Source organism: Kosakonia sp. HypNH10 (genome assembly GCF_029850615.1).
In the GTDB taxonomy this organism is placed as follows: Bacteria; Pseudomonadota; Gammaproteobacteria; order Enterobacterales; family Enterobacteriaceae; genus Kosakonia; species Kosakonia cowanii.
Genome location: NZ_JAOTIU010000011.1, coordinates 49,004 through 68,609 on the forward strand (window position 1 = coordinate 49,004; position 19,606 = coordinate 68,609).

The 19,606-nt window shown below is 55.5% G+C and carries 17 protein-coding genes and 4 tRNA genes; 3 read left to right on the top strand and 18 right to left on the bottom strand.

Translation table 11 applies throughout. From position 1 onward, the window contains the following. Positions 1-7: 7 nt before the first annotated feature. Complete coding sequence (gene hemX / locus N7V53_RS21440; protein ID WP_279794869.1) at positions 8-1,171, top strand: uroporphyrinogen-III C-methyltransferase; 1,164 nt, start codon at positions 8-10, stop codon at positions 1,169-1,171. 2 nt (positions 1,172-1,173) lie between these two features. Next, on the top strand, positions 1,174-2,370 hold the full coding sequence (hemY, locus tag N7V53_RS21445; protein ID WP_023479581.1) for a protoheme IX biogenesis protein HemY: 1,197 nt from the start codon (positions 1,174-1,176) through the stop codon (positions 2,368-2,370). 576 nt (positions 2,371-2,946) lie between these two features. Here hemY and N7V53_RS21450 read toward each other — a convergent pair. From N7V53_RS21450 to trxA, 18 genes are all read right to left on the bottom strand, one after another. Next, positions 2,947-3,023, bottom strand: a tRNA-Pro gene (locus tag N7V53_RS21450). 39 nt (positions 3,024-3,062) lie between these two features. Continuing rightward, positions 3,063-3,149: transfer RNA gene (locus tag N7V53_RS21455), tRNA-Leu, on the bottom strand. Between the two features lie 30 nt (positions 3,150-3,179). Next, a tRNA-His gene (locus N7V53_RS21460) sits at positions 3,180-3,255 on the bottom strand. A gap of 69 nt (positions 3,256-3,324) precedes the next feature. Next, positions 3,325-3,401: transfer RNA gene (locus N7V53_RS21465), tRNA-Arg, on the bottom strand. Between the two features lie 103 nt (positions 3,402-3,504). Continuing rightward, a complete protein-coding gene (locus tag N7V53_RS21470; RefSeq protein WP_023479594.1) occupies positions 3,505-4,890 on the bottom strand; it encodes an amino acid permease in 1,386 nt (461 codons plus the stop codon). Between the two features lie 256 nt (positions 4,891-5,146). Beyond that, positions 5,147-5,887, bottom strand: a complete 741-nt coding sequence (wecG, locus tag N7V53_RS21475; protein ID WP_023479560.1) for a lipopolysaccharide N-acetylmannosaminouronosyltransferase — start codon at positions 5,885-5,887, stop codon at positions 5,147-5,149. 12 nt (positions 5,888-5,899) lie between these two features. Next, positions 5,900-7,252, bottom strand: coding sequence for an ECA oligosaccharide polymerase (gene wzyE, locus N7V53_RS21480; protein ID WP_124970857.1), 1,353 nt, complete (start codon positions 7,250-7,252; stop codon positions 5,900-5,902). Continuing rightward, on the bottom strand, positions 7,249-8,328 hold the full coding sequence (locus tag N7V53_RS21485) for a TDP-N-acetylfucosamine:lipid II N-acetylfucosaminyltransferase (RefSeq protein WP_279794873.1): 1,080 nt from the start codon (positions 8,326-8,328) through the stop codon (positions 7,249-7,251). The genes wzyE and N7V53_RS21485 overlap by 4 nt, the downstream gene beginning before the upstream one ends. Continuing rightward, complete coding sequence (wzxE, locus tag N7V53_RS21490; RefSeq protein WP_124970863.1) at positions 8,325-9,575, bottom strand: lipid III flippase WzxE; 1,251 nt, start codon at positions 9,573-9,575, stop codon at positions 8,325-8,327. Before wzxE ends, N7V53_RS21485 begins: the two co-directional genes overlap by 4 nt. 1 nt (position 9,576) lies before the next feature. Beyond that, positions 9,577-10,707 (bottom strand): dTDP-4-amino-4,6-dideoxygalactose transaminase, encoded by a 1,131-nt coding sequence (rffA, locus tag N7V53_RS21495; RefSeq protein ID WP_279794875.1) that lies wholly within the window; start codon positions 10,705-10,707, stop codon positions 9,577-9,579. A gap of 4 nt (positions 10,708-10,711) precedes the next feature. Beyond that, entirely contained in the window at positions 10,712-11,389 is a 678-nt protein-coding gene (rffC, locus tag N7V53_RS21500) for a dTDP-4-amino-4,6-dideoxy-D-galactose acyltransferase (RefSeq protein ID WP_279794877.1), read from the bottom strand. A 9-nt stretch (positions 11,390-11,398) separates the two neighbouring features. Further along, entirely contained in the window at positions 11,399-12,661 is a 1,263-nt protein-coding gene (gene wecC, locus N7V53_RS21505) for a UDP-N-acetyl-D-mannosamine dehydrogenase (protein WP_279794878.1), read from the bottom strand. Further along, positions 12,658-13,788, bottom strand: a complete 1,131-nt coding sequence (wecB, locus tag N7V53_RS21510; protein WP_023479595.1) for a UDP-N-acetylglucosamine 2-epimerase (non-hydrolyzing) — start codon at positions 13,786-13,788, stop codon at positions 12,658-12,660. The genes wecC and wecB overlap by 4 nt, the downstream gene beginning before the upstream one ends. 55 nt (positions 13,789-13,843) lie before the next feature. Then, positions 13,844-14,890 carry an ECA polysaccharide chain length modulation protein gene (wzzE, locus tag N7V53_RS21515; RefSeq protein ID WP_023479608.1) on the bottom strand — a complete coding sequence of 349 codons (1,047 nt, stop codon included), beginning with the start codon at positions 14,888-14,890 and terminating at the stop codon, positions 13,844-13,846. A gap of 13 nt (positions 14,891-14,903) precedes the next feature. Continuing rightward, positions 14,904-16,007 carry a UDP-N-acetylglucosamine--undecaprenyl-phosphate N-acetylglucosaminephosphotransferase gene (gene wecA / locus N7V53_RS21520; RefSeq protein WP_279794880.1) on the bottom strand — a complete coding sequence of 368 codons (1,104 nt, stop codon included), beginning with the start codon at positions 16,005-16,007 and terminating at the stop codon, positions 14,904-14,906. 241 nt (positions 16,008-16,248) lie between these two features. Further along, positions 16,249-17,508, bottom strand: coding sequence for a transcription termination factor Rho (rho, locus tag N7V53_RS21525; RefSeq protein ID WP_023479599.1), 1,260 nt, complete (start codon positions 17,506-17,508; stop codon positions 16,249-16,251). An 87-nt stretch (positions 17,509-17,595) separates the two neighbouring features. Beyond that, a complete protein-coding gene (locus N7V53_RS21530) occupies positions 17,596-17,694 on the bottom strand; it encodes a rho operon leader peptide (protein ID WP_124971653.1) in 99 nt (32 codons plus the stop codon). Between the two features lie 161 nt (positions 17,695-17,855). Further along, positions 17,856-18,185: a thioredoxin TrxA gene (gene trxA / locus N7V53_RS21535; RefSeq protein WP_023479590.1), complete on the bottom strand. Its 330-nt coding sequence runs from the start codon at positions 18,183-18,185 to the stop codon at positions 17,856-17,858. A gap of 144 nt (positions 18,186-18,329) precedes the next feature. Here trxA and rhlB point away from each other — a divergent pair, with 144 nt between their 5' ends. Further along, positions 18,330-19,601: an ATP-dependent RNA helicase RhlB gene (rhlB, locus tag N7V53_RS21540; protein ID WP_023479570.1), complete on the top strand. Its 1,272-nt coding sequence runs from the start codon at positions 18,330-18,332 to the stop codon at positions 19,599-19,601. Positions 19,602-19,606: the final 5 nt, after the last annotated feature.

Below are 19,606 nucleotides of genomic sequence, written 5' to 3' on the forward strand. Positions count from 1 at the left end.
AGCCATAATGACGGAACACGAAAACTCCTCCGCCGTGGTTGAAGAGACCAAAGCGGCTGACGGCGTAACGCCGCCGCCGGAGAAAGCAGAGAAGAAGAGACGCGCTAACAGGACCAGCCTCGCGCTAAGCGCGATCGCCATCGCTATTGCGCTGGCATCGGGCGCCGGGCTTTATGGCTGGGTGAAGCATCAAAATAAAACCCTGCAAACCAGCAATGGCGAAATCGCCGACCAGCTGATCGCGCTGCAACAGACGCAGGATAAGCAGCGTAGCGAGCTGGAAGGGGTAATCAAGCAGCAGGCTGATGCGCTGGCGGCAGAAAAACGCCAGAGCGAAGCGCTGGCGAAGCAGCTTGATGAGGTTCAGCAAAAAGTCGCGACCATTTCCGGCTCCGATGCCAAAACCTGGCAGCTGGCGCAGGCCGATTTTCTCGTCAAACTGGCGGGCCGTAAGCTGTGGAGCGATCAGGATGTCACCACCGCGGCCGCGCTGCTGAAAAGCGCTGACGCAAGCCTTGCGGATATGAACGATCCGAGCCTGATTACTGCGCGCCGCGCCATCACCGACGATATCGCAAGCCTCTCCTCCGTGACGCAGGTCGATTATGACGGGGCCATTCTTAAGCTGAACCAGCTATCCAACCAGATCGACAATCTGCGACTCGCCGACAATAACGACGATGATTCGCCTATGGATTCTGACAGCGGCGAGCTCTCAAGCTCCATCAGCGAGTGGCGCGTTAACCTGCAAAAAAGCTGGCGCAACTTTATGGACAGCTTTATTACCATTCGCCGCCGCGATGAGACCGCCGTGCCGCTGTTAGCGCCGAATCAGGATGTCTATCTGCGCGAGAACATCCGCTCGCGCCTGCTGGTTGCGGCGCAGGCCGTTCCGCGTCATCAGGAAGAGACCTATAAACAGGCGCTGGATAATGTGTCGACGTGGGTTCGCGCCTACTACGATACGGACGATGCGGCCACCAAAGCGTTCCTCGAAGAGGTGGATAAGCTCGGCCAGCAATCTATCGCCATGGAGCTGCCTGAATCGCTCCAGAGCCAGCCTATTCTGGAAAAATTGATGCAGACCCGCGTGCGTAATCTGCTCGCGCAGCCCGCTGTGCCGTCTGAACAGGCACCATCCGCGCCCGCCGATGCAGCGCAGGGAGAATAATCATGCTGAAAGTATTATTGCTCTTTGCACTGCTTCTCGCCGGGATCGTGCTTGGCCCGATGCTCGCCGGGCATCAGGGTTATGTGCTGATCCAGACCGATAACTACAACATTGAAACCAGCGTCACGGGGCTGGCGATCATGCTGGTGCTGACGCTGGTGGTCTTCTTTGCGCTGGAGTGGCTGCTGCGTCGGATCTTCCGTACCGGTGCGCATACTCGCGGCTGGTTTATGGGCCGTAAGCGCCGTCGCGCACGCAAACAGACAGAACAGGCGTTGCTGAAGCTGGCGGAAGGCGATTATCAGCAGGTTGAGAAGCTGATGTCGAAAAATGCCGATCACGCGGAACAACCGCTGGTTAACTATCTGCTGGCAGCGGAAGCCGCCCAGCAACGCGGCGATGAAATGCGCGCTAATCAGCATCTTCAGCGTGCCGCCGAGCTGGCAGAGAATGACCCGATTCCGGTAGAGATCACCCGCGTTCGTCTGCAACTGGCGCGCAATGAGAACCATGCTGCGCGTCACGGCGTCGATAAACTGCTGGAGATTGCGCCGCGCCATCCGGAAGTGCTGCGTCTGGCGGAACAGGCCTATATTCGCACCGGTGCCTGGACGTCACTGATCGACATCATCCCTTCAATGGCAAAAGCCAACGTTGGCGATGAAGAGCACCGTGACATGCTGCAACAGCAGGCGTGGATCGGCATTATGGATCAGGCTCGCGCCGATCAGGGCAGCGATGGCCTGAAGGGCTGGTGGAAGAATCAGAGCCGCAAAACGCGTCACCAGGTGGCGCTGCAGGTGGCGATGGCGGAGCACTTAATTGAGTGTGACGATCACGACACCGCGCAGGAGATCATCCTCGACGGCCTGAAGCGGCAGTATGACGATCGTCTGGTGCTGGTGATCCCGCGCCTGAAGACCAATAACCCGGAACAGGTTGAAAAAGTGCTGCGCCAGCAGATCAAAACGCAGGGCGATCGCCCGCTGTTGTGGAGCACGCTCGGTCAGTCGCTGATGAAACATGGTGAGTGGCAAGAAGCGACGATTGCATTCCGCGCTGCGCTGAAACAGCGCCCGGATGCGTTTGACTACGCCTGGCTCGCAGACTGTCTCGACCGCCTGCGTCAGCCTGAAGAGGCCGCAACAATGCGTCGCGATGGCCTGCTGTTAACGCTGCAAAACAACCCACCTGCTTAGCCCTTCTCTTCGCGTTACAGAGCTGCTCTGTCGCGCGAAGCTTCATTTGTCCCGCCATAAAAAAACGCCTGTCAGCATACACTGACAGGCGTTAAAACAGGTCTTTGACAACTAATGGGTGCTTCACTCAACGTTATGCCCATGGTGTTTGATGAGGCCGAAGCGACATCTCTCGGTGGACGATAAGCACCATAAAACGGCTCTGCGTCATTCCTGAGTTTATGAGGCCAGAAGGCGAACATAAGAGATGGAATGAGCATCTACCCCTGTATTATTGCACATAGCGTGCCAACCCTGCATTAATAAACGTTATATCGCGCAACCTTTTAAGAAACCTCTATATTCAGGCTGCTGGTGGGCAGAGAGCGCTCTTCCTGTGCATCTCTATAGAGACAATGTGTCGCTGTGGGACGACATTTCTACGCGCTTTTAGGTAAAGCTATTCCAGACAACAGTTTACGTGTAGCTGATAGGCGACAGCGCCTGATAAGAATGTCGCTGAAGAGCAACAGGGAGAAAATGAGGAAAACCTGAACCGCAGAAAACAAAAAACCCCGCTTACGCGGGGTTCAAAATTGGTCGGCGAGAGAGGATTCGAACCTCCGACCCACTGGTCCCAAACCAGTTGCGCTACCAAGCTGCGCTACTCGCCGTTTTTACTGCTTTTTGACTTTTTTGTTCAATCAAAGTTGTGGTGCGAGGGGGGGGACTTGAACCCCCACGTCCGTAAGGACACTAACACCTGAAGCTAGCGCGTCTACCAATTCCGCCACCTTCGCATCGCCACGAAACTTTTTACTGCTAAATAATGGGGTGGCTAATGGGACTCGAACCCACGACAACTGGAATCACAATCCAGGGCTCTACCAACTGAGCTATAGCCACCACTGTAAATCTGTTCACGCGGTATCGTGATAATTCACGAACCACCGCAGCTCAAGCGCCGGGTTAAAATGGCGCGCCCGACAGGATTCGAACCTGAGACCTCTGCCTCCGGAGGGCAGCGCTCTATCCAGCTGAGCTACGGGCGCGTAGCGCCGTTGCGGGGGTGGATAGTACGGACTTCAGGGGCAGCTGTCTAGTGCTTTTTTGAAGAAAAATGCGCGTTTGGTTATGCTTTGCGCACTTTGTCTCTTATTCACCCACCCGAGGCGTTGCCGCACGGCGATCGAAGCCAAATAGCTTATATACCAGCGTTACGGCAGCCAGGAAGATCACGCCGACAAACAGCGACATACGGGTATCTTCATTGAATCCCATGCCAATAAGCACGCATACCAGGAAGGCCATAGTGAGCCAGTTCGCCCACGGGAACAGCATCGAGCGGAACGGGTGGCTGGCAATCGCCTCTTTGTGAACCTTACGAAAACGCAGCTGGCTAATCAGGATCACGAACCACGGCACCATGCCCGGCAGCACGCTGGCGCTATAGACATAGACAAACACGCGCTGCGGGTTAGGAATGATGTAGTTCAGGCACGAACCGATCAGCAGGATGATAATCGAGATAGTCACGCCTACCGCCGGCACGCCGTTTTTAGAAACTTTGGCAACCGCTGCCGGTAACTGGCGGTTCTTCGCCAGCGCATAGAGCATGCGGCCACAGCTGTACATCCCGCTGTTACAACCGGAGAGCGCCGCCGTCAGCACAACAAAGTTAATGATGCCTGCCGCTGCGGTAATACCGATTTTCGCGAAGGTCAGTACGAACGGGCTACCGTTGGTACCAATTTCATTCCACGGGAAGATGGTGACGATAACGAAGATTGCGCCGACATAGAAAATCAGGATGCGCCACAGCACCTTGCTTACGGCACTGCGCAGCGTCACCTGCGGGTTTTTCGCTTCACCCGCGGTAATACCGATCAGCTCAACGCCCTGATACGAGGCGACAACAATACAGAGCGCGGTGAGGAACCCTTTCCAGCCGCCAGCGAAGAAGCCGCCGTGCTCGGTGAGATTGCTAAAGCCGATGGAGTGACCGCCATTGCCAAAGCCGAAGAAAATCACACCCAGCCCCACGATGATCATCACAATGATGGTGGTGACTTTGATCATCGCAAACCAGAACTCAATCTCGCCATACAGGCGCACCGCCGCGAGGTTCGCCAGCGCCACCAGCCCAACGGCAATCAGTGCCGGTATCCACTGGGCGAGATCCGGGAACCAAAACTGGACATAGACGCCAATGGCGGTGATTTCCGAAATCCCCACCGCCATCCACATAAACCAGTAGGACCAGGCGGTGAGATAACCAAAGAAGGGGCTCATGTAACGATGAGCGTAGACCGCGAACGATCCGGCGACCGGCTCGAGGAAGAGCATTTCGCCCATCGAACGCATAATAAAGAAGACGAAAAGTCCGGCAATAATATAGGCCAGCAGAACTGACGGGCCAGCCCACTTCAGGGTGCTGGCAGCGCCCATAAACAGGCCAACGCCGATGGTGCCGCCAAGGGCAATTAATTCAATGTGACGAGACTCCAGCCCACGCTGAAGTTCGGGTTGTTTTTCGGCCATAAATCCTCTGTTGTATTTGCTTCATGCTTCGCCCGCGTCGCGGGTTATTGTTATGAGTTTCCCTCATCCCCTAACAGGCCATGCTGCTCCGCCCCGCGAGAGGGAGGACGCAAAATGAGCGCGGCGCTGCAGTGAGAGAGCGAATGGTTTCTTAAATCGACGGAAATGGCAAACGATGTGTATAAAAAATCCTGGTGGCGCACAATAAAAGAGCAGCCAGAGGAGAAAAGGCAGCGCATTGCGCCGCCGGAGGGGTTCAGAGTTTTCCGCTGTAGTGCCAGCGTAAATAGCGCAGCAGACGGAGCTGGCGCTTCAGCCGTGAAGGCTGCGATAACAGGCGGTATAGCCACTCAAGGCCGAGGTTCTGCCAGAATTTAGGCGCACGCTTAACATGTCCGGTAAAGACATCGTAGGTTCCGCCAACGCCCATATAGAGCGCATCCGGGTAAACGAGGCGGCAGTCACGCATAAAAATCTCCTGCCGCGGCGAGCCCATCGCCACGGTGACGATCTTCGCCCCGCTGTCGCGGATAGCCGCAAACAGCGCCTCGCGCTGCTCGGGTTTGAAGTAGCCATCCTGGCAACCGACAACATTCACCTGCCACTGGTCACGCAGTTTCTGCACGGTTTGCGCCAGCACGTCCGGCTTACCGCCCACGAGGAACACCGGCGTACCCGTCTCCCCTGCCCTTGCCATTAACGCTTCCCACAAATCGGCACCCGCCACGCGGGAGACCTGCGCCTGCGGAAACTTTTTGCGTATCGAGCGCACGACGCTGATGCCATCAGCATATTTAAACTCCGCCGCCTCAATCAGGGCGCGAACCTCGGCATCATCTTCCAGCGTCAGCATCTTTTCGGCATTAATCGCTACCAGCGTACCCTGCTTCACGCGCCCGTCAGCGAAGAGATGATCCAGCGCGTGGGGCATATCGCGCCAGCCAATCAACTTCAGGCCGCGCAGGTCATACAGCGGTGCCGCCGTCTTGTCCGTCATGTTTGATCCTTTTTACAACTGGGAGAGCGGTTTGACCGCGCGCGTACCGCGACGCTGTATCAACCCGGCGCTATCGAATAGCCAGTACAACAGTTTCGCCGCCAGCAGGCAGAAAGCGAACACGGCGAGGAAAAAGACCACACGAGAGGCGAATGCATCCAGCCCTTCACGCGCCAGCACAATCATGTTGAAGATCGCCCCAAAGCAGAAGCTGTGCAGGATCGCCGCCTTGTAGCGGTTTGTTTCCCGGTTGCCCAGGTTATACACCCAGTCGAACCATTTGATGATCAGCCCCACCGCTGCCGCACCCAGCGGAATAAACCACGCACCGCCCATCACCACTAATGAGCCAATCAGCGTCGGTGAAATCGCCAGCCCTGAGTGGTTATTCAGCACTTCCCAGGTAAAGTAGTTCGCGGTGTTAAGCACAATACCCGGGCGCGATGGCCACAGCCAGGTAGGGATAAAGACGTAGAAGTCGCGCACAATCGGGGCCAGCCCCTGGAACTCAATCTTGTCGTAGTTTTGCAGCAGCAGAGCGAGGTTTTCCCACGGCGAGAAGGTATCGCGCGTCAGGTAGAGGAAGGTGTAAAACGCTTCATCGCCGCGCACATCCAGCCCGTAGCGTTTTAGCGCCAGCCAGAACATGCCAACAATGCCGAGCACACCCGCCGCCGCCAGCATCCACAACGAGATCCAGCCGCGAATAATGCCGATAAACAGGAAGATGGCGAAGGCAATGATGATATTGGCGCGCGTACCGCCAACAATCATGTAGGTCAGCAGGCCAAACGCCACGGTGCTGACCAAAAAGAAGAGCCAGGTCTGGGCATTCTGCCGCAGGAAGTAGACCACCAGCATCGCCGGAATAAAGAAATAGAAGAAGCGCTTCAGCGCTACGCCGGAGACTTCGCTGGAGAAAATCTGGCTATAGGAGTGCAGACGGAAGAGTAGAAACCCGTTGTGCATAAAGAAGATACCGACGCTCACCAGCGCGATGGCCATCAGGATCACCCACGTCAGATGCGCCTCTACCCGGTTAATGGTAAAGAGCGGACGCCGCGGCGTCAGCGACGACGAGGTGCGCAGCCGCGTTTTATAGGTCACATAGTAGATGCCATAGAAGCAGGTCGCCGCCAGCAGCGTCTGCATCAGGATATCGGGTGGTGCAACGCCAACGTTGAAGCGGAACACCAGCACGCTGGTCAGCGGAAAACCAAAGAAGAAGGTCAGCAAAAAGAGCAGCGAGAAGAAGACGTTAAAGTTAAAACGTACGCGGCGAAATTCGAACCAGGTGAGCGTGCCAATAAACAGCGTCGCCAACAGCCAGATAACAAACAGTCCGCAAAATTCGAGTGGGCTCATCCGTTGATCCCCGCAGCGTTAAGGAGCGCTTTGTGCCACAGCGTTTCGTAATTCGGGCTGAAAAAGGCGATGGCGTTTTTATCCACCGCTAATAGCTGGCGGCGGGCCTCATGAATCACCGCCTCATCCAGCGCATCGCCGGTAAAGAGGACGGGAATGCCTTCCGCCACCATATCGCGCCAGAAGGGGTTTTCACGGTTCAGCACACAAGGTACACCCGCCTGGATCAGCAGACACATCGTGCCAATCCCCTGCTGGCGGGCAAAAATGAAATAGCCCAGATCGCACTGTGCGAGCAGCCCGAGATAGGCATCAAAATCCATTTTCTCATCGAGGATGCGCAGGTTGTCAGCGCTAAAAAGCGCCAGCCCGGCGTGGCGCACCGACGCGATATAAGCGTCGTTATTCGCCGGGTAGCCCATCGGCACAATGATATTGACCGTATCGCCAAACTGACGGTGGATCGCCTGCAGGGCGGCAATATGCTCATTGCTGGCATCGCCGGAGTTGCCGACCAGAATCGTCAGCTTGCCCGTCTGCGGGCGCTCATCCGCCATATTGTTCAGCGCCGGATCCATACGCGTTGGGAAGTAGAGCAATTCACCGGGCACTTTAGGGTTACGTTCGGCAAACCACGCCAGATCGCCGCGGGTCGCGAAGATACGGCCTACGCGACGCTGCGCTAAACGGCGCAGCGGATAGAAGAGCCGGAATTTCAGGCTGCGGGAGACCTCATACAGATCGGCGCCCCAGGCGTGCCAGTAAAATTGCTCGCGCTTGATAGCCCCTTGCAACAACGCCAGCCAGAGATCGAAATTAAACTGACCGTGGAAGAAGAAGCGCTGCTGACGTTGCGCTTTCGCCTGGGCAATTACCGCCTTTGCCAGCGTCTTTTTGTCGGGATAAAAATGCAGCGTCAGCGCAGGATAGAGCGCCCGCTGCGACTCATCGCGCCCGACAACCATAAACTCGCGGGCATACTCTCCCGATGCCGCGAGATGGTCATTAAAGAAGCGCAGCACAGTTTGGTTATGGTGAGGGATATCCGATCCCAGTATGTGAATCAGTGCAGTCATGCCTTTTTACGCCAAATCAAAAAAACGCCGCAACAAACAGCGAAATAGATAATGTAGGTAGCCATGTAGGCCTGCGCCGCGCCCGCAGCGCCGTGCGCCGGGATAAGCCAGCGCGCGAAGAGCGTCAGCAGCGCAAACTGGCTTATCTCAGCCAGTATATAGAATCGCAGCGAAGCCTTCGCGATGACTAAATAGCCAAAGACGTAAGCCCCCACTTTCAATACATCCCCGACCAGCTGCCAGGCGAAGAGATCGCGCATGGCGATAAACTTCTCGGAAAAGAGCAGCCAAATTGCCACATCGCGCAGCAGCCAGACGCCGAGGCTTACCGCCGCAACGGCAGGCAGAACGAAGCGCAATGACCTGCCGATTTCACGCGAGATCTCCTGCTTCGTCACCAGCCGCGACAATGTCGGTAACAGATAGACGCTAAACGAGGCGGTAATAAACTGCAGGTAAGCATCCGAGATGGTGCTTACACCCTGCCAGATCCCCACGTCATCCCAGCTGTAATGAGCAGCAAGCTGGTTTCGCATCATCACGTAAGCCAGCGGCATCGTAAACGAGGTGATGAGTGCCATCAGGGTAAATTTACCCAGTTGGCCGGCCAAAACACGATCCCACTGCGGCGTAAAGAAACGCAACGGTATCGCTTTACGTCTCAGCAACATCGCCATCGCCGGGATCACCACCAGCGCGGGCACCAGCGCTAGCCCCAACAGCGCACCCTGATAGCCGCCGATGCGATAACAGAGATACCAGGCCAGCACGCCAATGAGGCTACCGATAATCAGCGACAGCGCATTTCCTGCCGCATCGCGGAACCCCCTCAGCACTGCAAGTAGCAGGTTGGCCCAGGCGATGCCCATCTGCACCAGCGCGACTAAACGCACAAGTCCCTGATAGTGGGTATGACCAAACAGCCCCTGGCTGATGGGCGCAGCGGCGAGCAGGAACAGCAGCGCCAGCAGGGTTGAGAAACCGAGCACCATCGCCGATGAGGTGCCAACAACCACGCGCAGACGCGCGGGATCGTCATGAGACTGCGCCACAAACTTAGTGACGCCATTAAAAATCCCCGCGCCAGCCAGCACGCCAAGCACGGTAATCAGCTGGCGAAAGTTACCCGCCTGTCCGACGCCGGATGGCCCAAACGCCATCGCCAGCAGTTTGACCACCAGCAGGCCTGCGCCGATTTTGACCAGCGTGCTTGCGGCAGTCCAGAGCGATGCTTTTGCCAGCGACATATCAGCTGAAGTAGCTCAGAAGCGTGCTGATCACCGTCCGCTGATTGACCGACGCCAGGTTGTAGAAGAGCGGCAGGCGAAGCAACCGCTCACTCTCTTGCGTGGTATAGCGGTCTTCGCCGTGAAACGTGCCGAACTTCTCACCGGCCGGCGAGGCATGCAGCGGAATATAGTGGAACACCGCCATAATCTCTGCTTCCTTCAGAAAGGCGATCAGTTTGCTGCGATCCGTTTCATCGCGCAGCTTAATGTAAAACATGTGCGCGTTGTGGCTGCACTCTGCCGGAACCGAGGGCAGCTCAATGCGCCCGGTTTTTGCCAGCGGGGAGAGCGCATCATAGTAGGTTTGCCACAAGGCCAGCCGCTGCTGGTTAATACGCTCGGCTGACTCCAGCTGCGCCCACAGGTAGGCGGCCTGCAAATCGGCCATCAAATAGCTGGAGCCGATATCGCGCCAGGTGTACTTGTCGACCTGCCCGCGGAAAAACTGGCTGCGGTTGGTACCCTTTTCACGAATCACTTCGGCGCGTTCAACCAGCGCGCGATCGTTAATCAGCGTCGCGCCGCCTTCACCGCCCGCAGTGTAGTTTTTGGTTTCGTGGAAACTAAAGCAGCCAATATGGCCGATGGTGCCTAATGCCCGCCCTTTGTAGGTCGACATTACGCCCTGAGCGGCATCTTCCACCACGAACAGCTTATGTTTTTGCGCGATCGCCATGATGGTATCCATTTCGCAGGCGACGCCCGCGTAATGCACCGGCACAATCACACGCGTTTTATCGGTGATCGCCGCTTCAATCCGCGTTTCATCGATGTTCATCGTATCCGGGCGGATATCAACGAAGACAATCTTCGCCCCGCGCAGCACAAAGGCGTTGGCGGTGGAGACGAAGGTGTAGCTCGGCATGATCACTTCATCGCCGGGCTGGATATCCAGCAGCAGCGCGGCCATCTCCAGCGATGCGGTGCATGAAGGCGTCAGCAGGACTTTGGCGCTGTGAAAACGCTGCTCCATCCACTGCTGGCAGCGGCGGGTAAAACCGCCGTCGCCGCATAATTTCCCGCTGCCCATTGCCGACTGCATGTAGTCAATTTCCGTTCCTACTACCGGTGGTGCATTGAAAGGGATCATAGCGTTACCTGTATAGCCATAAGGCGGTGCTTTCTACATTCGCGCCGCTCTGAATATATCGTTTAAGCGCGGCAGTATTCCCGAGCTGGGTCGCCACACGCACGTGCGCTAACTGCCGCGCTCGCGCCCACTGGCACGCCGCCTGCATCAGTTTCTCGCCCATACCGCGTCCGCCGAGCAGGCCAATACGCGCCTCGTGCTCATTAAGCTGGCGAAGGGAGACAAAACCGCTAATTGCATCGTCCTGCGCGCGGAAGATCAGACACTGGTGGTCGAAAAGACCCTTTACCGCATTTTCAATCCACTGCGCATAGAAACGACCGCTCGCATCAGGCGCATACCAGGGCGCGCGAAAGCGGCTCTGGACAAACATCTCAGCCGCCATCTGGCGCAGCGCGGGAATATCGCTTTCATCTGCCACAGTGGCGACGGGATCGATACCCTGTGCAGCAACCGGCAGCAGTAAATCGATCTCACCTTCGACCAGTTGGAAACCCTGCTGTTGCAGGGCATCAAGCTGATGGGTTTGCGCGGCGGGCAATTTCACCTGCAGGCGTTCCCACTGTGCAAAATCTGCGCCGGTGAGCGCGGGCGCGGAAGAATTCAGACGAATAATCCCACTGCGCACGCCAAAAAAGGCGCTTTCCCATGCCAGCTCATCTATCGTGCCATGTACAGACATACTATGTCCTCAGCGCCAGACGCCTTTGGTATCAACGACCCACGGCTGCGAAATGGTGGCGGCATCGACTGCTTTAAACTGCTTATGGTCGACCAGCATCACCAGCACATCGGCCTGCGCCAGCGCATCCTGGGTATTAACCAGCGTGCTGTGCCCGGCCATTTTCTCCGGCAGCGTGTCGATATTTGGTTCGACGACCAGCGTTTGGCCGCTGTGCCACTGGGCGATGTCGTGCGCGATCTCCATCGCCGGGCTTTCACGCAGATCGTCAATGTTTGGTTTAAACGCCAGCCCGAAGCAGGCAATTTTAACCTCGCTGGCGCGCTTGCCAGTGGCGGTCAGGCAATCGGCGACCGTGGCTTTCACCTGGTTCAGCACCCAGTGCGGTTTGTGATCGTTCACTTCACGCGCAGTACGGATAAGCCTTGCCTGATCGGGGTTCTGCGCCACGATAAACCACGGATCGACCGCGATACAGTGACCGCCAACGCCCGGGCCGGGCTGCAGGATATTGACGCGCGGATGGCGGTTCGCCAGGCGGATCAGCTCCCAGACGTTGATCCCCTGATCGGCGCAAATCAGCGACAGTTCATTGGCAAAAGCGATGTTAACGTCGCGGAAGCTGTTTTCCGTCAGCTTGCACATCTCAGCGGTGCGGGCGTTAGTGACCACACACTCGCCTTCAAGGAAGATTTTATAAAGCTCGCTGGCGCGGGCAGAACACTTGGGTGTCATGCCGCCAATCACGCGGTCATTTTTAATCAGTTCGACCATCACCTGCCCCGGCAGCACGCGCTCCGGGCAGTAGGCGATATTGACGTCCGCCTGCTCGCCAGCCTGCTGAGGGAAGGTGAGATCCGGGCGCGCCTCGGCGAGCCACTGTGCCATCTGCTCCGTCGCGCCAACCGGCGAGGTCGATTCGAGGATCACCAGCGCGCCTTTATGCAGCACGGGCGCAATGGATTTAGCTGCCGCTTCAACGTAGGCCATATCCGGCTCGTGATCGCCTTTAAACGGTGTCGGCACCGCAATCAGGTAGGCGTCTGCCGCAACAGGCGTGGTGCTGGCGCGCAGGTAACCGCCCTCCACCGCCGCTTTTACTACGCTATCCAGTTCCGGCTCAACGATGTGGATCTCACCACGATTAATGGTCTCCACGGCGCGCGCGTTGATATCCACCCCCACGACCTGCTTCTGCCGGGAAGCAAAAGCCGCTGCGGTAGGCAGGCCAATGTAGCCGAGGCCAATCACGGAAATGGTTGTAAAGCTCATAGTGTTACCTGATTGTGTTTAAGTGCGTGCAAAATTCGGCCACAAGCCTGCCCATCCCCGTAAGGGTTGTGCGCGCGGCTCATGGTCTGCCATGCTTCATTGTCATTAAGCAGGAGCGTGACCTCATCCACGATGCGCTGGCGATCGGTACCCACCAGTTTTACGGTCCCGGCATCTACGGCCTCTGGCCGCTCGGTCGTATCACGCATCACCAGCACCGGTTTACCCAGTGAAGGCGCCTCCTCCTGAATACCGCCGGAGTCCGTCAGGATCAGCCAGGCATGGTTCATCAACCACATGAAGGGTAAATAGTCCTGCGGCTCAATCAAAAAGACATTTTCAACCGGCCCGAGAATGCGGTTTACCGGCTCGCTGACGTTAGGATTGAGGTGCACGGGATAAACAATCTGGACATCGTCATGCCGGGCAGCGATATCTGCCAGCGCGTGACAAATCTGCTCGAAGCCCTGGCCGAAGCTCTCCCGGCGATGGCCGGTAACCAGCACCAGCTTTTTCTTTGCATCAAGGAACGGGTAACGGGCTGCCAGCGCCTCATATTGCGCGGGGTTGTTCATCACGCTATCGCGTACCCAGAAGAGCGCATCAATCACCGTATTGCCGGTAACAAAAATGCGCTCATCGGCGACATTTTCCCGGCGTAGATTTTGCCGGGAGTTCTCCGTCGGCGCGAAGTGGTACATCGCCAGATGACCCGTCAGCGTGCGGTTAGCCTCTTCCGGCCAGGGTGAGGAGAGATCGCCGGTGCGCAGACCCGCCTCCACATGCCCCACGGGTATGCGTTGATAAAACGCGGCGAGGCTTGCAGCAATAGTGGTAGTGGTATCGCCGTGAACCAGCACGACATCCGGACGAAATGCTTCAAGAATGGGTTTTAATCCCTGCAAGATGCCGCAGGTAATTTCGGTCAGCCCCTGCCCGGGACGCATAATATTTAGATCGTAATCCGGGACGATAGAAAAGAGGTTCAGCACCTGATCGAGCATCTCCCGATGCTGTGCAGTGACGCAAACTCTTGCCTCAAAGTCAGGATCCTTTGCCAGCGCATGAACCAGCGGTGCCATTTTGATGGCTTCTGGTCGCGTGCCGAATACGGTCAGTACTTTCACAACGATTCTCTTTAATTAGAGGATGGAGGCATAGCGCCCCCATCTCAGACGGCGTTTAGTTCGAACGGCGACGTGCTAACGCCACCCCAGCTCCGGTTAACGCACCGACAATTCCCCACATAATCATCAGGAAAGCACGACGCGGGCTGTCGCGTTTCACCGGCTCTTCCGGTGTACGCAGATATCGATAGGTCTGAAAACGCGGATCCAGCGTCGGGCCGACGTTGAGAGTATTCAGCATCGCCCGATTTTGATCATAGTCCAGATCGTATTGCGGCCCCACCGCCTGCAGGTTTTCCAGACGTGCCTGCAGCATCGGGCGACCAAGCATAAAGAGTTCAGAATCCGGCAGTTCATCTGTCGGAATATCGGTCACATTGCGCGAGATATTGTTTTGCTCAGCGATTTTCAGCGCCTGCTCAACATTGTGGACGCGCCGTTTGTAGATAGCTTTCGCCACCTCTTCCTGACGTTTCACCTGCGCTTTCATCTGAATAGTACGCGCAGCCCATGCACCTTTCAGTTCATCATTCAGATGGCTGGCGGCGCGCTGGCTGGCGAAAGCAATGTATTGACGCAGCAGATTGTTCGCGTCCGGCGCGGTTTCGGCGATCAGCTTGACGTTGTCATTCTGGTTGCGCACGGCATCACCTGGCGTGTACTGAATATTGTTGATGAGGTCGTCAAGCATCGCGGCATCCGCTTTGCTGTTGCCGACACGGCGCTGCTTGTAATAGTCGGTTTGCGACCAGAAATCACGACGCGTGTCCCAGGCAGCAAGCTGCATGATGAACTCTTTATACGCCTCATCCATGACAGAAACTTGCTCTGCTGGCGCAAGGTTCGCTTTAACATCCAGGTTGCGCAGAAATTGCTGCTGAGAGTAGTAACCGCCAAGCATGTTGACGGTTGGGCGGTCGGTAACAGCGGTGGCTCCCCACTCCTGGGGAGCAAAAAAGGTCCAGACCAGCGCCAGCAAAGAGAAGAGCAGCGCTACGCCAGCAATCCAAAATTTTCCTGCCCACAAAGTACGAAACAAACCCCGAATATCCAGTTCATTTTCCGTAACAGCTGAAGGTGTTTCCGACGCTTGTTGAATCATCGCTTTCCCGATTTTACTTGGTTAGTGTTGATTTTTGACCTCTGCTACGGCGCATTCTGCGTTTGATCCGTTTGATAAAACGCGCCACTTTCCATGCGCGCTTAATACAGTAGCCATACAGAAAGAATGCTAGCAAGAATAATGCCAACATCACCCATTCAGGGACCAAATGAAGATATTCCGCAGTCACGCCAATCGTTGCCAGCAGCGCAGCGGCAAGCGTAATGAGAACGAATGCCTGACGAGAGGTAAAGCCAGCGCGCATGATCAGATGGTGAATATGTTGGCGATCGGGAGAGAAAGGACTCATGCCTTTGCGCAGGCGACGGTACATAATCGCCACCATATCCATCAGCGGAATGGCGATTATCCACAGCGCCGTCACCGGGCTAATAGGGTGAGTTTTGCCCTGCGTAGTTTCCAGTAAAATCCAAATCACGGTAAAGCCGATGAGCGTACTCCCGGCATCACCCATAAAGACTTTATAGCGACGCCCAAGCGCGCCCAGGTTAAGCAGAATGTAGGGCAAGATGGCGGCAATCATGGCGAAACACCACAGCGCGAGGCTTGATTGACCATCGAACCACAGAATGAAGCCAATCGCGGCAAACGACACGCAGGAGAGTCCGCCAAGCAAGCCGTCGATACCGTCGACCATATTAAAGGCGTTGATCGCGGCCCACACGGCAAAGAGCGTAAGCAGGTAACCGAACGGGCCGAGCACCATCTCCCATGAGCCGAAGATGTAGCCAAGGCTGCTGAGATAGAGCTTACCGACCACCATCATCACGACGGCGACCAGGGCCTGAACAGAAGCACGGAATTTAACGCTGATATCGAAGCGATCGTCCAGCGCACCAATTAAAACCAGCACGCCGGCGCAAAGAAGATAGAGAGCGGCGTGAGGAATATAATAATTTGTGATCCCAAAGGTAAAGCAGATGCCCGCATAGACCGAGATGCCACCAACCAGTGGTATCAATCCCTGGTGACGCTTACGGAAGTTGGGCTTGTCAACCAGACCGATCCGTTTTGCTACTTTGCGCGCAACAAATAAGAAAAGCATAGTAAACAAAAAAATACTGAATAATTCAGTAAAAGCAGTGAGTAGATTCACAATGCATGCTCTCAGCTAATGTTTATCCTAACAGTATAACGACAGAGCTATGGCCCATAAAAGGAGAAAGCGAGCCTTACGCTGATATTATTTTTTTCTTTTAAACCAGCAGATATTTTGAAGATCAATAACCTATCCGGTCCCGCCAGCCCTGGATAAAGCCTGTTCCAGTGCATATAGCGTATAGCCCACCAATGAAAAACGCCACGTAAAAACGTGGCGCTTCGGGGGTTTATTTAAATTAAGAGCGCTTCATCATGTCGAAGAACTCATCATTGGTCTTCGTCATGGCCAGCTTGTTGATGAGGAACTCCATCGCGTCAATCTCACCCATCGGGTGAATGATTTTGCGCAGGATCCACATTTTCTGCAGCTCTTCCTGCGTGGTGAGCAGCTCTTCTTTACGGGTACCGGAGCGGTTGTAATCAATCGCCGGGAATACGCGTTTTTCCGCGATTTTACGTGAGAGGTGCAGCTCCATGTTACCGGTGCCTTTAAACTCTTCGTAAATCACTTCATCCATCTTCGAACCGGTATCGATAAGCGCAGTGGCGATGATGGTCAGGCTACCGCCCTCTTCCACGTTACGCGCAGCACCGAAGAAACGCTTCGGACGGTGCAGGGCGTTCGCATCCACACCACCGGTCAACACTTTACCGGAAGCCGGAACAACGGTGTTGTACGCACGCGCCAGACGGGTGATGGAGTCGAGAAGGATAATGACATCTTTCTTATGCTCAACCAGGCGTTTCGCTTTTTCGATAACCATTTCAGCAACCTGCACATGGCGGGAAGCCGGTTCGTCGAAGGTTGACGCAACCACTTCGCCTTTCACCAGGCGCTGCATTTCCGTCACTTCTTCCGGACGTTCATCAATCAGCAGCACCATCAGCACGCAGTCAGGATGGTTGTAAGCGATGCTCTGCGCGATGTTCTGCAGCAGCATGGTTTTACCGGCTTTCGGCGGTGCCACAATCAGACCACGCTGACCACGACCGATCGGCGAGGCCAGATCAAGAACGCGTGCAGTTAAATCTTCAGTAGAGCCGTTACCGCGTTCCATACGCAGACGAGAGTTCGCATGCAGCGGCGTTAAGTTCTCAAACAGAATCTTATTGCGCGCATTTTCCGGTTTATCGTAGTTCACCTCGTTAACTTTCAGCAGTGCAAAGTAACGTTCACCTTCTTTAGGTGGGCGAATCTTACCTGAAATGGTGTCACCGGTGCGGAGGTTGAAACGGCGGATTTGGCTGGGGGATACGTAGATGTCGTCGGGACCGGCAAGGTAGGAGCTGTCTGCGGAGCGGAGGAAACCAAATCCATCCTGCAGAATCTCCAGCACACCGTCGCCGAAGATATCTTCGCCACTCTTTGCGTGCTGCTTCAGGATGGCGAAAATGATGTCCTGTTTGCGCATACGGGCCAGGTTTTCCAGCCCCATATTTTCGCCGAGAGTGATAAGCTCAGAAACCGGCGTATTCTTTAATTCGGTAAGATTCATAATGGTGTGGGTTCTTAAACTCGGGGTGATACTCGAACTTAATGTTGTGAATGGTATGGCAGGGTCATCCATGCCTGTTAGCGGCCATCAACTCATGTCTAATCGGTGCCTGGTCACAGGAGAGTACGCAGAACTGAAACGATAAGACGGAATGAGCGACAAGCCCGGAATCTGTCTACTTCTCAACGCGGCTGAGATGCTCAGCGGGAAGTATTGGGGTAATGCAAGGTTCAAACAACTATAGATATGTTTAGAACGAAGTCAAAACTAAATTAGCACGGCTGGGGTCGGGCGTCCAGCAATCCTGGCAATTTAGGAGAGCTGGCCGCACCGATGCGAGTCTGGAATTACGCCAGGTTAGCGTCCAGGAACTCTTTCAACTGACCTTTGGACAGTGCGCCCACTTTGGTCGCCGCCACTTCGCCGTTTTTGAACAGCAGCAGGGTCGGGATGCCACGGATACCATACTTCGGCGCGGTGCCTGGGTTCTGGTCGATGTTCAGTTTCGCAATGGTCAACTTGCCTTCGTACTCATTAGCGATCTCATCCAGAATCGGGGCGATCATTTTGCACGGTCCACACCACTCTGCCCAGAAATCAACGAGCACAAGCCCGTCCGCTTTGAGTACATCCGTGTCAAAACTATCGTCAGTCAGGTGAATAATTTTATCGCTCATATATAACTCCACAGGAATAAGCCTGGCATGTTGGTGTAGCATAAAACAGCAACGTGTTGATGCCACAATAGCCAACTAAAGGTTGACTTTATTTCACCGGATACGCTTTCGTAAAGCAATAGTAAGCTGATATTCTACCACACTATGAGCAAAACACATTTAACAGAACAGAAGTTTTCCGACTTCGCCCTGCACCCAAAAGTGATAGAAGCCCTTGAAACTAAAGGCTTTCATAATTGCACGCCTATTCAGGCTCTCGCCCTTCCGCTGACGCTGGCGGGTCGTGATGTTGCAGGTCAGGCGCAAACCGGTACCGGTAAAACGATGGCGTTTTTAACGTCAACGTTTCATTATCTCCTCTCTCACCCTGCAATCGAAGACCGTAAAGTTAACCAGCCGCGCGCGATTATCATGGCGCCGACACGTGAACTTGCGGTGCAAATTCACGCCGATGCAGAGCCGCTGGCACAGTCGACAGGGCTGAAGCTGGGTCTGGCTTACGGCGGTGATGGCTACGACAAACAGCTGAAAGTGCTGGAAAGCGGCGTCGATATTCTTATCGGCACCACGGGTCGTATGATCGATTACACCAAACAGAACCATATTAACCTGGGCGCGATTCAGGTCGTGGTGCTGGACGAAGCCGATCGCATGTACGATCTGGGCTTTATTAAAGATATCCGCTGGCTGTTCCGCCGTATGCCGGCAACCGATCAGCGCCTCAATATGCTCTTCTCCGCTACGCTCTCTTACCGCGTGCGTGAACTGGCATTCGAGCAGATGAACAACGCAGAATATGTTGAAGTGGAACCGGAACAGAAAACCGGCCACCGCATTAAAGAAGAGCTTTTCTACCCGTCTAACGACGAGAAAATGCGTCTGCTGCAGACCCTGATTGAAGAAGAGTGGCCGGATCGCGCCATTGTTTTCGCCAATACCAAACACCGCTGTGAGCAGATCTGGGGCAGCCTGGCCGCCGATGGTCATCGCGTTGGCCTGCTGACGGGCGACGTGGCGCAGAAGAAACGCCTGCGTATCCTGGATGAGTTCACCCGTGGCGATCTTGATATCCTGGTTGCGACAGACGTCGCGGCGCGTGGCCTGCATATTCCGGCTGTAACGCACGTCTTTAACTACGATCTGCCGGATGACTGCGAAGATTACGTTCACCGTATCGGCCGTACCGGTCGCGCGGGTGCCAGCGGCAACTCGATCAGCCTCGCGTGTGAAGAGTACGCGCTGAACCTGCCGGCGATTGAGACCTATATTGGTCACTCTATTCCGGTCAGCAAATACAACCCGGATGCGCTGCTCAGCGAACTGCCGCCGCCGAAACGCCTGACGCGTTCTCGCCCGGCTAATGGTCCGCGCCGTAGTGGTGGTGGCGCGCCGCGTAATCGTCGTCGTTCAGGTTAATTACT